This is a genomic window from Mesorhizobium sp. B2-4-17 (assembly GCF_006441275.1).
In the GTDB taxonomy this organism is placed as follows: Bacteria; Pseudomonadota; Alphaproteobacteria; order Rhizobiales; family Rhizobiaceae; genus Mesorhizobium.
The window spans coordinates 214,699-228,603 of the sequence record NZ_VFUX01000001.1 but is presented as its reverse complement, the minus strand read 5'-3'; the positions used below and the strand labels follow the sequence as shown (position 1 = coordinate 228,603).

Here is a 13,905-nt window from a genome sequence, read left to right as displayed (position 1 = left end):
TTGATGTTGATGCCTAGGATTAGAAACATTCGTTGGATTAATCAATCGGTCGATGGCAAATTGGCATTGTCCACATGAAAGCATGTGAATCGAGACCGGAGCGGCACCTGTGACAGGCGCCGCTTGCCCGGCTTCGTCCGCTCGACTCCGAAGGAGGCTGACATGACCATGATCGATTTCGCCACCGAGACCTCGCGCATCATCACGCGTCCGGCCGTTGCGACGCGCGTGGCGAATACAGTCTCCAGCGCCTACCGCGCCTGGAAAAATCGCCGCGCCTTCTATCGCCTTGGCGAGATGTCGGATGCCGAGCTCGCCGATATCGGCCTGACGCGCGCCGACCTGCATGTCGCCATCGACGTGCCGTTTGGCCGCGACCCGACGGTGATCTTGCGTGAAATTGCCAGCGATCGCGTCGAAACGATCGAGGACATCGCCCGCAAGGTGGCCTGATTGGTTCAGTGTCGGTCCCCGTTGAACCTTTTGAGAGGTCAGCGCGACCAAGGTTCTGCAGGCTCCCCACTCCCTGCCGGTTCCCCGCCGGCCTGCCTGCAAATTGCCCGGTCCTCCCAAGGATCGGGCTTTTCTTTTCGGCTTGCCGGAAATGGTGGGCTTTAGCGTGGCGCCTACCGCCGGTCCATGTCCCGCTTGAACTGGTCGAAGATCGTTTCCACGCCTTTCTGGTACTCGTCGCGCTGCTGGGCGCCGGTCTCGAACATCTTGCCGAAGATATCGTCGAATGGATTCCTCGGCCTGCCGCTCGGGTTGGTCTGCGGCTGTGGTGCCTGACGCTGCTGCGGGGCCTCGGACGCCGGCTGTTCGCCGCCAAATCCACCCCCGCCGCGCAGCATCTCCTCGAACATCTTTCCCAGCGGGTTGTCGCCGTAGGGGCTCTGTGTCTGCTGCGGCTGCGGCCGGTTCTGTGGTTGCTGGGCAGCGCCACCGAACATGTCCTGCAGCACCTTGCCGAGCGGATTGTCGCCATAGGGATTGGGAGCCGGCTGCGGCCGGCCTTGCGTTTGCGGCGTGCCGCCAAACATATCCTGCAAGACCTTGCCAAGCGGGTTGTCCATCGGGGCCTGGGGCGGCGGCGCCTGCATGCCGCCGCCCTGCCGCATCATCTGCTCGATGATCTGGCCGAGCGGATTGTTGCCGCCGCCGAAGCCGCCTGCGGGCTGCATCGGACCTCCCGTCAACTGGTCCGTCGTCTGCTTGAACAGGCCGCCCATCACGATCGAGGCGATCGCGGGAAGCATCTGCTGCAGGATCTGCTGGCTGACGCCGCTCGCTTGCGCTGCCTGGCTGGCGACGGCGCGCGAAAGCTCTTTCGAGCCGAACAGGTGTCCCAGAATGCCGTTGCCTTCGTCGACGCCTTGCGGCGAGAAGGCGCGCGTCGCATCCTCGAAATACTTGGCGTGCTGGCCGCTGGCCATCGCGGTCATGAAGGCGCCGAGCCCGTAGGGATCGGCGGTGTTGCGCTGCAGCCCTTGCGAAAAAGCTGGCAGCAGCGCGGCGACCGCCGCCTGCGTCTGCTGCATCGAAAGCCCGTATTGCTGGGCAAGCGCCTGCATGCCGTTGCCGTTCTGGGCTTGCGTCAGCATGTCGAACAAGGTGGGCATCGGCTTCTCCTCCGGGGAATCCCCAGCTGAGAGCCTAGTTCGTTTCATCACTCTATTGAAGCGGGTTTTGCCGCTCCTCAACGCGTGGGGTCAGTAGGCGTATTCCATGAACACCGGTTCGATCGAGCCGCCCCAGCGCGTGTGGTAGGCCGACAGCATCTCCTCGGCGCTGGTGGTGCCGCGCGCCACGACCTCGTCGAGCGTGTTGAGGAACGACGTCTCGTCGTAGCCGTCGCGGTTCTTCTTGCCGCGGTTCTTCAGCCCCAGGCGCGAAATGGCCAGCACGTCGCGCGCCATGTCGCGCAGCGTGGCGTTTCGGAAGGGCGCGGAAATACCCAACTCCGGCACGGCGTTGCGCATTGCCAGCACTTCCTTGTAGGTCCAGCTGGAGGTCAGCGCCTCCGCCGCGTCGAGCGCCGCCGGGTCATAGAGCAGCCCGACCCAGAAAGCCGGCAACGCGCAGATGCGCCGCCACGGCCCGCCATCGGCGCCGCGCATCTCCAGGAAACGCTTCAGGCGCACATCGGGGAACAGGGTCGACAGGTGGTTCGCCCAGTCGCCCATCGTCGGCAGACCGTCGGGCACTTCATTGCGCGCGGCGCCGGCCATGAACTGGCGGAAGGTGATGTGCGTCATATCGTGATAGCGGCCGTCGCGAATGACGAAATACATCGGCACGTCGAGGGCCCATTCGACATAATCGGCGAAACCGAAATCGGGCGAGAAGCAGAATTCGAGCAGTCCGGAGCGCTGGTTGTCGGTGTCGCGCCAGATGTCGCCACGCCAGCTCTGCAGGCCGTTTGGGCGGCTCTCGGTGAAAGGTGAGTTGGCGAACAGCGCCGTCGACAGCGGCTGCAGCTTCAGCGACACCTGCATCTTGCGGCGCATGTCGGCTTCGCTCTCGAAGTCGAGGTTCACCTGAATCGTGCAGGTTCGGTACATCATGTCGAGGCCCTTGGTGCCGACCTTGGGCATGTAGCGCGTCATGATCTCATAGCGCGACTTCGGCATTTTCGGCGTCTCGGCCAGCGACCATTTCGGGCTGCCGCCAAGGCCGAGGAAGCGGATACCCATCGGCTCGGCGATCTCGCGCACCTGCGCCAGATGGGCATTGCCCTCGCGGCAGGTCTGGTGGATCGTCTCCAACGGTGCGCCGGAAAGCTCGAACTGGCCGCCGGGCTCGAGCGATATCGCCCCTTGTCCCGTCGGCTCGACCAGGCCGATGATGCGGCCGTCATCGATGATCGGGTCCCAGCCGAGCTTGTTTTGCATGCCTTCGAGGATGGCGCGGATACCGCGTTCGCCGCCATAGGGCACCGGTGCGTTGCCATCGATATAGAACGGAAATTTCTCGTGCTCGGTGCCGATGCGCCACTTGTCACGTGGTTTGTTGCCCTCGGCCAGGTGCTCGACGAGTTCGTCGACGCCTTCGATCGGCCGGAAATCCGTTGTGTCGCGCGCCATGATCAAGCCCTCAATAGCAGCCGGAGGGCCGCCGGCGGTAAATGGACGAAATGTCAGCAGCCGATCAAGCGAAAAATCCTGAGCCAGAGGTCAAGAGGAATTGAAGAGCGCGCCTTCTTGCTCGGAGGGAGAAAGAAGAGCCTCACCAATCTCCGATCGTTGCCTGCATGACGGCAAGTGCGGCCACGGCCGCCGTGTCGGCGCGCAGGATGCGCGGCCCGAGCGGAATGGCGGTCACGAAGGGCAGGGCGCGCAGCATCTTGCGCTCGTCATCGGAAAAGCCGCCTTCCGGCCCGACCAGCAGCGCCAGCTTCTTCTCCTTCACCTGCTGCAAGGCCGGCAGCGGATTGTTGGTCGAGGCGTCCTCGTCGCAGAAGATCAGCCGCCGCTCCTTGTCCCACCCGGTCAGCAGGCGTTCGAGCTTTTCCGCCTCGCGAAGCTCCGGCACCGCCAGGATGCCGCACTGCTCGGCGGCCTCGACGACATTGGCGCGCAGGCGATCGATTGACGGCTTGGCCACTTGAGTATGCTGGGTGACGACCGGCTGCAAAATACCTGCGCCCATCTCGACTGCCTTCTGCATGAGATAGTCGAGGCGGCCCTGCTTCAGCGGCGCGAAACAGTAGATGAGATCGGGCAGCGGCGGCTGTGGCCGTTGCAGCGTCAGCACTTTCAGCCGCACCGCTTTTTTTGATTTGGCGGCAATCGCAGCCGACCACTCGCCATCGCGGCCATTGAACAGCAGGACGTCCGCGCCTTCGCCGAGCCGCAGCACATGCATCAGATAGTGACTTTGCTGCTGGCTGGGCTCAAGCTCGATGTTCGACCCGAGATCGTCGGACACGAACAGACGTTGCATTTTGTAATTGGCGCGCATGGCCGAGGAATGGGGGACCCGGCCGCCGGCGTCAAGCCTCGGCGGACGGATGCCATACCGGCCGAAAGCCCTGTCTCAACACCGAGATTGTGGTCGGCGGCGTCAGGAGCCGCAGTGGGCGGCCGGCGAGGCCGCTGAAACCTTGCGGTTGGCCATATCCAGCGAACGACCAGTCCAACACCTTGCCGGCGCGCAAGCCATAGGCATTGCCGCCGTCGGCAATCATCGCACCGTCAGGGAGGCCGGCAAGCTCATCGGCGGCGATCGCTGGAGGCTTGCCGCCCGACGCCAGTCTCTCCCTATGCAGCCGCTTGTCGACCTGCGGGGCGCGCGGTTCGGCAATGCCGAAGGCCTTGCCGAAGTGGCCGACAAAATCCCTGGCCCGTTCGCGCTGGCAGAAGAAGCAGGGCCGGTGCCCCGCAGCCAACGCCGTGACCTCGTCCAGGAAAAACAGCTCGGTCCAGCCGGTCTTGCCACCCGGCCGGTTGCGGCCCATCGGCTCGCGCCGTACGTTGCGGAACTGGCACACGCAGATGATCCAGGCCTGCAGGGCCCAGCGTTTCTTCAACAGGGTCTTCGTTTCGGGATCATGGATGATGCCGCGATTGCCGGTGAACAGGCCGCGCTCTGGCACGGCGCGGATGGCGCCGAACGGATCGACCCGGTTCTGCAGTGGCATAGTTCTCTCCCAGGATACGCATCTTGGCCGCAACGCTGGCGGCATGGTATCGCTCCTCGCATCATTTTCATGTCAGCAGGGTTTGCGGATGCGGGTGCTGGTGGTCCAGAACTACGACAATACCGGCCTCGGCCAGGTTGGTGCCGCCCTTGCGGAAGCGGGTGCCGATCTCGATGTGCGCCTGCCCTACAAGGGCGATCCGTTGCCTGACGATGCAGCCGGGCACGATGCCATGGTGGTGCTCGGCGGCGGCCAGAATGCATTGGCCGATGATGAATATCCCTATTTCCCCGCGCTGCTCGAACTGACCCGCGATTTCGCCGGCAAGGACCGCGCGGTGCTCGGCATCTGCCTCGGCAGCCAACTTGTCGCCCGTGCCTTCGGCGGCGAGAACCGCATCGGCGGCGCCAACGAATTCGGCTGGCACGGCGTTTCGCTGACGCCGGACGCCAAGGCCGATCCGGTATTGGCCGCGCTGCCGGAAAAGTTCCCGATCTTCCAGTGGCACGATGACACGTTCGAACTGCCGGAAAACGCCGTGCGGCTCGCCGGCAATGACGTCGCCGAAAATCAGGCGTTTCGGGTCGGCCGCGCAGTCTACGGCTTCCAGTTCCATTTCGAGGCCGACCGGCCGATGGTCAAGGACTGGAGTTCCTCCTTCGCGCCTGTTATCGCCGCGCGCCATCCCGACTGGGCCGGCAAGCTTGACGGCGAAATGGCACGCAACGGCCCCGACGCGGATGCCGCCGGCCTTGCCATTGCTCGCGCCTGGGTCGCGACCATCTGAGCATCCGCCCTCCGCAGCCCGCCGCGTGACATAATTGGCACGCGGCCCTGAATCCGTCTGGGGAAAACACCTTTCATCCTTGGCTTGTGTCCGCCCGCTATCCTAGAAGGCGCGCGCCCTGCATCGGCTGTGCAACCGCGATGAACCTTTTGTGTGACCCGTGCGACACACCTCCGATACAGAAAATGCCTAGCAGCGCGAAATCGCCGAAAATTTGAAGCGAATTCTCCGTTTCAACGCATTGGTAACTGACCCATGCACAGATGCAGAAAGCTCAACAAGAGATGACTTCCGTGAAAGCAGCGCTTCTGTCCTTTGCCATGCTGTCGGCCATCGTGCTTTGCGGTCTGGGTATCTATACCGCAGATGCAGCCAACAACCACAACGCCATCGACGGCTACGGCGTCACCGCCTCGCTTCGCTAAAGCCGGAGGCTCCCTCGCGTCCTCTAACGCGCGGCGCTCAAGCTTCCTTTATCGCCATTTCCAGGATGCGCTTGTCCGCTCCGTCCACGACGAGCGCGGTAAGCTTGCCTGACTGCCAGGCAAGCGTGTCGACATTGACGCGGTTGACCATCACTTCGGCTTCCGGCACCGGCGTGTGGCCGTGCACCACGATCTTGGGATAAAGGCCGGAATGGTGGTGGAAGAGGTCGCGGATCCAGATCAGATCCGCAGGGCTTTGCTGGTCGAGCGGAACGCCCGGCCTTATGCCGGCATGGCAGAAGAAGAAGTCACCGAAGGTCACTGAAAACGGCAGCGAGCGCAGGAAGTCGATATGGCTCTGCGGCACGGCGTCGACCAGTGCCGCGTGGCCCTGCCGTAGTGCCGCCTCGGCCCTGCCGAACCAGCCATTGCCAGCGGAAAGCGTCACGCCATAGGACTGCGCCGTCTGGATGCCGCCATTGCCCATGAACAGGCCGTCCGGCTCGGGAACGTCGAGAAATTCGAGGAAGCCGATGTCGTGGTTGCCGGCGAGCATCAAATTGCGCGGATCGCGCTTTTGCGCCTCGATCAGGAAATCGATGACGCTTTTGGACTCCGGCCCCCGGTCGGTATAGTCGCCGAGATGGATGATGCGCCAGTCGGACGACGGCGCGTATTCCAGCTCGTTCTCGATCCGGCGATGCATGGCGCTGAGCAGGTCATATCGCCCGTGCACATCGCCGATGGCGTAGAGCCGCATGCCGTCCGGTCCACGCGCGTCGAGAAAATGAATGCCGCTCTGCGTCAAGGCTGGCGTCGTCTCCATGATCGGGCCGTCACGTGGAAGCTACGGCCAACGAATGAACGGTCCTAGCGCCGAAGCTGGTCCTTGCCCACGTCCGTCACCAGCCGCTTTCCGCACAGCGCCAGCGTTATGTCCATCTCCTTGCGGATGATTTCCAACGCTTTGGTAACTCCTTCCTTGCCGAGCGCGCCCAGGCCGTAAAGAAATGGCCGGCCGATATAGGTGCCCTTGGCGCCGAGGCAAAGCGCTTTCAACACGTCCTGGCCGGAGCGGATGCCGCCATCCATATGGACCTCGATCTGATCGCCGACCGCATCGGCGATTTCCTCAAGCACCATGATCGACGATGACGCACTGTCGAGCTGACGCCCGCCATGGTTGGAAACGACGATGGCGTCAGCGCCGGTTTTGGCCGCCATCAGCGCATCTTCCTTGTCGAGGATGCCTTTCAGGATCAGCTTGCCGCCCCAGCGCTCCTTAATCCACGCCACGTCCTTCCACGACAGCTGCGGATCGAACTGCTCTGTCGTCCAGGACGATAAAGAAGAGACGTCGCCGACGCCCTTGGCATGGCCGACGATGTTGCGGAAGGTGCGACGCTTGGTGCCGGCGATGCCCAGGCACCAGCGCGGTTTGAGAGCCAAGTCGATGATGTTGGTCAGCGTCATCTTGGGCGGCGCCGAAAGCCCGTTGCGGACATCCTTGTGGCGCTGGCCGAGGATCTGCAGGTCGAGCGTCAGCACCAGCGCCGAGCATTTCGCCGCCTTCGCGCGGTCGATCAGGTCGAGCACGAAATTCTTGTCGCGCAGAACATAAAGCTGGAACCAGAACGGCTTCTTCGTCACCGAGGCGACGTCCTCGATCGAACAGATGCTCATTGTCGACAGGGTGAAGGGCACGCCGAATTCCTCGGCCGCCTGCGCCGCCAGCATCTCTCCATCGGCGTGCTGCATGCCGGTCAGGCCGGTCGGCGCCAGCGCCACCGGCATCGAAACCTTCTGGCCGATCATGGTCGATTCCAGCGAGCGGTTGCTCATGTCGACCAGCACGCGCTGGCGGAACTTGATCTTCTGAAAATCTTCCTCGTTTGCGCGATAGGTGCTCTCAGTCCAGGCACCGGAGTCGGCATAGTCGAAGAACATCTTGGGCACGCGTCGGCGCGCGAGATCCTTGAGGTCTGCGATGGTGAGAATGTCGCTCATGATGGTCCCCGCTTGAATCGAATTGACTAGGAGCGCCTGCGTGCCGGTTCGGTGTCGCCGGCTTCCGAACGCTGCCGCAGCCTGAGCCGCGACACGCGTTGCCACTCGCCGCTGCGCTCGGCTTCCGCCATCGACCGCTCGACATAGGTCATATGGTCCATCGCCGCTTGCCGGGCTCCGGCCGGATCGCCGGCTTTCACCGCGGCGTGGATCGCCTGGTGTTGGGCAAGCAGCGCCTCGCGCGCGCCGGGCACGGTGAACACCAGCAGCCGGTTCTGGAACACGCCTTCCGACAGCAGCCGGTAGCAGGAGCGCAGCGTGTGGAGGAGCAGGATGTTGTGCGCGCATTCGCAGATCGCGTGATGGAATTCGACGTCGATTTCGGCCTCGTCGTCGAAATCGCCGGTGCGATGCGCCTCATCCATGCGCGCCATGATGCGGTCGAGCAGCGCAAGATCCTCGGGGGTAGCGCGCCGCGCCGCATATTCGGCGGCTATGCCTTCGATCTCGCGGCGGTATTCCAGATAGTCGGTCACCGCCTTGCGATGCATCGAGATCAGGTCCGCCACCGGTTTGGTGAACAGCTGGCCGATGATGTCGGCGACATGCGTGCCGCCGCCTGGGCGCGTGGTCAGCAGGCCGCGCCCTTCGAGCGCCTTCAGCGCATCGCGCAGGATCGGCCGCGACACGTCGAACTGGCGTGCCAACTCGCGCTCGCCCGGCAACCGGTCACCCGTGCGCAGCACGCCTTCGAGGATGAGGCTCTCGATCTGCTGCACCACCTCGTCGGCGGTGCGCGAATGCTCGATCCTGGAAAAAATATCGCTCAACAGATTGCCTGGAAGGTGAACCGGTATCACGCACGATAAAGCCTGCGTCGCCAACTGGTCAAATTATTTATCCAATTGGTCAGGGTGGGCCGGCATTGCCGCGCGCTGTTCCATCAACCTTCGGCTAAACTTTGCTGTTTGCGTCATCAGGCGATTGGCCCTAGAGGGACGCGACTGCAAGAGGGTCAAGGAAACCCCGGGGGACCAGCCGTGTCAGACGACCCGTCCAATCTCGAATTCCAGCCGCGTGCCAAGGGCAGCGTCATGGGCTTCCCCGCGCATGAGGGCCGGCCCGGCGCACTGGGGGAGGTGCATGCCCGGCCGCATCCGCTGATCGAAAAGCCGCGCGTCCTGGTGCAACTCGCCTTCATGACCGAAGGCGGTTCCAGCGTCGATCATGCCGTGCTTTCCGAACTGTCGCGGCGCCTTGGCATTGCCGCGCCCGACCGCCAGGCGCGTCACCACGCCATGAAGTGGGGCAAGGGCTCGCTGCGCTGGGAGCGGCATACGGAATTCTCGACCTATCTGTGGGAAGGGCCGCTTTCCGAAAACGGCAGGGGGCAGGAGGATTCGCCGTTCGGCAACGGCTTTTCGCCGCCGGGCACCGTCATTTCGGGCATCCGGCTCGAGATCCGCAAATGGACACAGGTGAGCGAGCGGTTGATCGCCGATTTCGACCCTACCAGCCTGTGCTACTCGCTGGTCGAGCGCGGCAACGCGGCAATCGTCACCGATTTCCGCCAGGATGGTGACGGCATGACCCGCATACTGGTGCTCGATCGCGGCCTGACGCCGGCGCGCACCGGGGCGCTGTCGCAGCGGCTGATCGACATCGAAACCTACCGCACGCTCGCCATGCTCGGCCTGCCGCTGGCGCTGACCTTGTCGGGTCGCGCCCGTCGTATCGAGGACAGGCTGGCTCTGACCACGCTGGAAATGAAGGTCGCCGAGACCCGCGACAGCCAGACGCTGCTCGCCGACCTGACCGAACTTGCCGCGGAACTGGAGGCGGACGCGGCCTCGAGTCTTTACCGCTTCGGCGCCAGCCGCGCCTATGATGGCATCGTCGTCGAGCGGCTGGAGGCACTCGAAGAGGAAGCCGTGCCCGGCTACGACACCTGGGAAGGGTTCCTGCAGCGTCGCGTCGCGCCGGCGATGCGGACCTGCCGCTCGGTGGAAGAACGGCAAGCCAACCTGTCGCGAAAACTCACCCGCGCCACCACGCTGCTGCGCACCTGGGTCGATGTCGAGGTCGAGAAGCAAAACCGCGACCTGCTCGCTTCGATGAACAACCGCGCCCGCCTGCAACTGCGGCTCCAGCAGACCGTCGAAGGCCTCTCGGTCGCCGCCGTCTCCTATTATGTCGTCGGCCTGATCGGCTATGTCGCCAAGGGCGCCTCGATCTTCGGTCATGCCTTCGCGCCGGAGATCGTCACCGCCGCCTCGGTGCCGGTCGCCATCCTGCTGGTCTGGTGGGGCGTGCGCCGTGTGCGCCGGATGCATTCCGAGCCTGGCAAGCACGCCGGCGAATAGGCTCGCAATCTCCCCCCTCAAGGTCGCCGAAGGCGACAGAGGGGGTCGCCTCGCGTAGAGCGCCAGCGCTCGTTTCGCGCCAGAGATGAAGTCGGCGATCTAGGTGAGACGACCCCCTCCGGCCGCTTCGCGGCCACCTCCCCCTCAAGGGAGGAGGGTAGCGGCAGATTGCCGCTGCGGAAGCTCGTCTCGGCCTCGACTTGCGGTCTCAACCAAAGCAGGATTTGCAACGGGCGTGCCGGACTGGTAAAAGATTTTGACCAGTGAACCAGAATGAGGCTGCTGATGTCCGGCTTGGCCATGCCGCAACCTGACGATGCCACGATGCGCCATCGCGACGAGATCGTCGCCGACATGCGCATCATCGTGCCGGGCGAGGGCGTGGTCGATGCTGCCAACGCCATGCGGGCCTTCGAGAGCGATGGCCTCACCGCCTATCGGCAATTGCCGCTGGTCGTGGTGCTGCCTGAAACGGTGGCGCAGGTGTCCCGCGTGCTGAAATACTGCAACGACCGCAACATCCGTGTCGTACCGCGCGGCTCCGGCACCTCGCTGTCGGGCGGCGCACTGCCGCTGGAAGATGCTGTGCTGCTGGTCATGAGCCGCTTCAACCGCATCCTCCAGGTCGACTATCCCAATCGCATCGTCGTTGCCCAACCGGGCGTTACCAATCTCGGCATCACCACCGCCGTCGAGCAGGAGGGCTTTTATTACGCCCCCGATCCATCCTCCCAGATCGCCTGCTCGATCGGCGGCAATGTCGCGGAAAACTCCGGCGGCGTCCACTGCCTGAAATACGGCCTCACCGCCAACAATGTGCTCGGCATCGAGATGGTGCTGATGAACGGCGAGGTGGTGCGGCTGGGCGGCAGTCACCTCGATGCGGAAGGCTATGATCTGCTTGGCGTCATGACCGGTTCCGAAGGCTTGCTCGGCGTCGTCACCGAGGTCACCGTGCGCATCCTGAAGAAGCCGGAGACGGCGCGCGCGCTGCTGATCGGCTTCCCGACCAGCGAGCAGGGCGGCCAGTGCGTCGCCGACATCATCGGCGCCGGCATCATTCCAGGCGGCATGGAAATGATGGACCGCCCGGCCATCCGTGCGGCCGAGGATTTCGTCCATGCCGGCTATCCGCTGGATGTCGAGGCTTTGCTGATCGTCGAGCTCGACGGGCCTGTCGTCGAGGTCGATCATCTCATCACCGCGGTCGAGGCGATCGCCATCCGCAACGGCTCGACCACCTGCCGCATTTCGCAGTCCGAGCAGGAGCGCTTGAGCTTCTGGGCCGGCCGCAAGGCAGCCTTCCCAGCGGTCGGCCGCATCTCGCCCGACTATTACTGCATGGACGGCACCATCCCGCGCAAGGAACTGCCGCGCGTGCTGCACGGCATGCGCGAGTTGTCGCAGAAATATGGGCTCGGCGTCGCCAATGTCTTTCACGCCGGCGATGGCAATCTGCACCCGCTGATCCTCTACGATGCCAACGTGCCGGGTGAACTCGACAAGGCCGAAAGCTTCGGCGCCGACATTTTGCGGCTCTGCGTCAAGGTCGGCGGCGTCCTCACTGGCGAACATGGCGTGGGCGTCGAGAAGCGCGACCTGATGCCGGAAATGTTCAACCAGATCGACCTCGACCAGCAGATGCGCGTCAAATGCGCCTTCGATCCCAACCACCTGCTCAATCCGGGAAAAGTCTTCCCGCAGCTCCGCCGCTGCGCCGAACTCGGCCGCATGCACGTGCATCGCGGGCAGGTGGCGTTTCCCGACATTCCGAGGTTTTGAGGTGATGTCGTCTCAGAATAGGGGTTCCTCGCCCCCGCAAAGCGGGGGAGAGGTGGCTCGGGCGCAGCCCGAGTCGGAGAGGGTGACGCCCGCACCAAGCCGCCGCTCGCCTGAGAAGATTGCGCGTGCTCGCACACTTCGTCACGGCGACAATCAGGCTGAAGCGTTACTCTGGACCGAGCTAAAGGCCAGAAGGCTCGGCGGGTACAAATTCGTACGGCAGATGCCGATCGGACCATACTTCGCCGATTTTACCTGTCGTAGCGAAAAGCTGGTCGTCGAACTTGACGGAAGTCAGCACTCCGAGAATTCCTATGACCGGCGACGCGACGAGTTCATGCGCGGTGAGGGATTTTCGGTGCTGCGTTTCTGGAATGTCGACATTCTCAAAACTCGCCGGATTGTCTGCGAGACCATTCTCGCGGCACTGGAGGGGCGAATAGCCGAAGACGTGGTCGCCACAGATCTGAGGTTTGTTTTCGCGCCCAAGAAGATTGGGGGCGACGTTCTATGATTGCCCCTCTCCGTCTCGGGCTCCGCCCGAGCCACCTCTCCCCCGCCTTGCGGGGGCGAGGAACCCAAGCTCTGCCGAAGTCTGATTTGCTGTTCAAACAATTCTCGCTCGACAGGATCGCGCGCAAGGAAGTGGCGCTCGCTTTTCGCCGCTGGAAGCGGCTGGCTGTTGGTGCAGCACCTTGACCACCTTCACCCCCTCCACCTCAGACGAAGTCCTCTCCACCGTCGCCTGGGCGGCGGCGGAAGAGTCGCCGCTCGAAATCCTGGGCCATGGCTCCAAGCGTGGCGTCGGCCGTCCGCTGCAGACGGAGCACACGCTCGACCTGTCGAGGCTCACCGGCGTGACACTTTATGAACCCGCCGAACTGGTGCTGTCAGCGAAAGCCGGCACGCCGCTGGCCGAGATCGAGAAACTGCTGGCGGAGAACGGCCAGCAACTGGCGTTCGAGCCGATGGACTATGGTCCGTTGCTGGGCGGCGAGCCGGGCAAAGGCACGATCGGCGGCGTGCTCGGCGCGAACCTGTCCGGTCCGAGGCGGCTGAAGGCCGGTGCGGCACGCGACCATATCCTCGGTATCAATGGGGTCTCCGGCCGGGGCGAAGCCTTCAAATCCGGCGGCCGCGTGGTCAAGAACGTCACCGGTTATGATCTATCGAAGCTGATGGCCAACAGCTGGGGTACCTTGGCCGTTTTCACCGATGTCACCTTCAAGGTACTGCCTGCGGCCGAAGCCGAAGTCACCCTGGCGATCAGAGGATTGCTTGATGATGCGGCGGCCGCCGCGATGGCGATGGCACTCGGCTGCAGCGCGGAAGTGTCGAGCGCTGCCTATTTGCCGGAGCGCATTGCCGCGCGCGTCGCCGGCGGCGCGCTCGGCAGTGACGCCGCCACGTTGCTGCGCGTCGAGGGCTTTGGCCCGTCCGTTGCCTACCGTATTGCAGCGCTGAAGACGCTGCTTGGCAAGGCTGGGCCGCTGGAGGAAATTTCCGGTGAGGCCTCGCGGCTGATCTGGCGCGACATACGCGATATCAGGCCCTTCGCCGATGGCGGCGAGAAACCGGTCTGGCGCGTGTCGATGGTGCCTTCGCAAGCGCACCAGATGGTCCTGACCTTGCGCATGCAGGCCGCTGTCAGCGCCTTCTATGACTGGCAGGGCGGACTGGTGTGGCTGCGCATGGAAGAGGGCGACCCGGAAGCGGCTCTGTTACGGGGGCTTTTGCGCAAACATGGCGGCGGCCACGCGACGCTGGCGCGCGCGGCGCCCGCCCATCGCACGGCGCTGCCGGTGTTCGAACCACAGGCGCCGGCGCTTGCCGCGCTCAGCCTGCGCCTGAAGCAGGAATTCGACCCGAAAAACATCCTCAATCCCGGCCGCATGGCCTAGG

General features: G+C 64.0%; 14 protein-coding genes. 7 read left to right on the top strand and 7 right to left on the bottom strand.

Annotation, left to right across the window (positions count from 1 at the left end; translation table 11 throughout):
• The first annotated feature begins 162 nt into the window (after positions 1-162).
• Entirely contained in the window at positions 163-453 is a 291-nt protein-coding gene (locus FJ548_RS00965; RefSeq protein ID WP_140776309.1) for a DUF1127 domain-containing protein, read from the top strand.
• Between the two features lie 173 nt (positions 454-626).
• On the opposite strand, the gene FJ548_RS00960 is transcribed toward FJ548_RS00965, so the two are convergent.
• From FJ548_RS00960 to FJ548_RS00945, 4 genes are all read right to left on the bottom strand, one after another.
• Entirely contained in the window at positions 627-1,619 is a 993-nt protein-coding gene (locus tag FJ548_RS00960; RefSeq protein ID WP_140776307.1) for a DUF937 domain-containing protein, read from the bottom strand.
• 90 nt (positions 1,620-1,709) lie between these two features.
• A complete protein-coding gene (locus FJ548_RS00955) occupies positions 1,710-3,083 on the bottom strand; it encodes a glutamate--cysteine ligase (RefSeq protein ID WP_140610938.1) in 1,374 nt (457 codons plus the stop codon).
• 142 nt (positions 3,084-3,225) lie between these two features.
• On the bottom strand, positions 3,226-3,960 hold the full coding sequence (locus tag FJ548_RS00950) for a 16S rRNA (uracil(1498)-N(3))-methyltransferase (RefSeq protein WP_140776305.1): 735 nt from the start codon (positions 3,958-3,960) through the stop codon (positions 3,226-3,228).
• Positions 3,961-3,991: 31 nt separating this feature from the next.
• Positions 3,992-4,639 (bottom strand): hypothetical protein, encoded by a 648-nt coding sequence (locus FJ548_RS00945; protein ID WP_140610936.1) that lies wholly within the window; start codon positions 4,637-4,639, stop codon positions 3,992-3,994.
• 88 nt (positions 4,640-4,727) lie between these two features.
• On the opposite strand from FJ548_RS00945, the gene FJ548_RS00940 reads away from it, so the two are divergent.
• The gene (locus FJ548_RS00940; protein WP_140610935.1) at positions 4,728-5,426 is read left to right on the top strand and encodes a type 1 glutamine amidotransferase; all 699 of its coding nucleotides are present in this window, start codon (positions 4,728-4,730) and stop codon (positions 5,424-5,426) included.
• 293 nt (positions 5,427-5,719) lie between these two features.
• A complete protein-coding gene (locus FJ548_RS30660) occupies positions 5,720-5,851 on the top strand; it encodes a hypothetical protein (protein WP_264296538.1) in 132 nt (43 codons plus the stop codon).
• 37 nt (positions 5,852-5,888) lie between these two features.
• On the opposite strand, the gene FJ548_RS00930 is transcribed toward FJ548_RS30660, so the two are convergent.
• The 3 genes from FJ548_RS00930 to FJ548_RS00920 all read right to left on the bottom strand — a co-directional run bounded on the left by FJ548_RS00930 (position 5,889) and on the right by FJ548_RS00920 (position 8,688).
• Positions 5,889-6,659 (bottom strand): metallophosphoesterase, encoded by a 771-nt coding sequence (locus FJ548_RS00930; protein ID WP_140610980.1) that lies wholly within the window; start codon positions 6,657-6,659, stop codon positions 5,889-5,891.
• Positions 6,660-6,721: 62 nt separating this feature from the next.
• Positions 6,722-7,858, bottom strand: a complete 1,137-nt coding sequence (locus tag FJ548_RS00925; RefSeq protein ID WP_140776303.1) for an alpha-hydroxy acid oxidase — start codon at positions 7,856-7,858, stop codon at positions 6,722-6,724.
• Positions 7,859-7,884: 26 nt separating this feature from the next.
• Complete coding sequence (locus FJ548_RS00920) at positions 7,885-8,688, bottom strand: FCD domain-containing protein (protein WP_140610932.1); 804 nt, start codon at positions 8,686-8,688, stop codon at positions 7,885-7,887.
• Between the two features lie 210 nt (positions 8,689-8,898).
• On the opposite strand from FJ548_RS00920, the gene FJ548_RS00915 reads away from it, so the two are divergent.
• The 4 genes from FJ548_RS00915 (at position 8,899) to FJ548_RS00900 (ending at position 13,904) form a co-directional block, all read left to right on the top strand.
• Positions 8,899-10,221, top strand: coding sequence for a DUF3422 family protein (locus FJ548_RS00915; protein ID WP_140610931.1), 1,323 nt, complete (start codon positions 8,899-8,901; stop codon positions 10,219-10,221).
• A 285-nt stretch (positions 10,222-10,506) separates the two neighbouring features.
• A complete protein-coding gene (locus FJ548_RS00910) occupies positions 10,507-12,003 on the top strand; it encodes an FAD-linked oxidase C-terminal domain-containing protein (protein ID WP_140776301.1) in 1,497 nt (498 codons plus the stop codon).
• A gap of 4 nt (positions 12,004-12,007) precedes the next feature.
• Positions 12,008-12,517, top strand: coding sequence for a DUF559 domain-containing protein (locus FJ548_RS00905; RefSeq protein ID WP_140776299.1), 510 nt, complete (start codon positions 12,008-12,010; stop codon positions 12,515-12,517).
• Between the two features lie 181 nt (positions 12,518-12,698).
• Positions 12,699-13,904 (top strand): FAD-binding protein, encoded by a 1,206-nt coding sequence (locus FJ548_RS00900; protein ID WP_140610928.1) that lies wholly within the window; start codon positions 12,699-12,701, stop codon positions 13,902-13,904.
• Position 13,905: the final 1 nt, after the last annotated feature.

Coding starts and splice junctions, on each gene's coding strand:
- FJ548_RS00945 (WP_140610936.1), bottom strand. CDS start 4,639: ATGCCACTGCAGAACCGGGTCGATCCGTTCGGCGCCATCCGCGCCGTG.
- FJ548_RS00955 (WP_140610938.1), bottom strand. CDS start 3,083: ATGGCGCGCGACACAACGGATTTCCGGCCGATCGAAGGCGTCGACGAA.
- FJ548_RS00940 (WP_140610935.1), top strand. CDS start 4,728: ATGCGGGTGCTGGTGGTCCAGAACTACGACAATACCGGCCTCGGCCAG.
- FJ548_RS00950 (WP_140776305.1), bottom strand. CDS start 3,960: ATGCGCGCCAATTACAAAATGCAACGTCTGTTCGTGTCCGACGATCTC.
- FJ548_RS00965 (WP_140776309.1), top strand. CDS start 163: ATGACCATGATCGATTTCGCCACCGAGACCTCGCGCATCATCACGCGT.
- FJ548_RS00960 (WP_140776307.1), bottom strand. CDS start 1,619: ATGCCCACCTTGTTCGACATGCTGACGCAAGCCCAGAACGGCAACGGC.
- FJ548_RS00905 (WP_140776299.1), top strand. CDS start 12,008: ATGTCGTCTCAGAATAGGGGTTCCTCGCCCCCGCAAAGCGGGGGAGAG.
- FJ548_RS00910 (WP_140776301.1), top strand. CDS start 10,507: ATGTCCGGCTTGGCCATGCCGCAACCTGACGATGCCACGATGCGCCAT.
- FJ548_RS00925 (WP_140776303.1), bottom strand. CDS start 7,858: ATGAGCGACATTCTCACCATCGCAGACCTCAAGGATCTCGCGCGCCGA.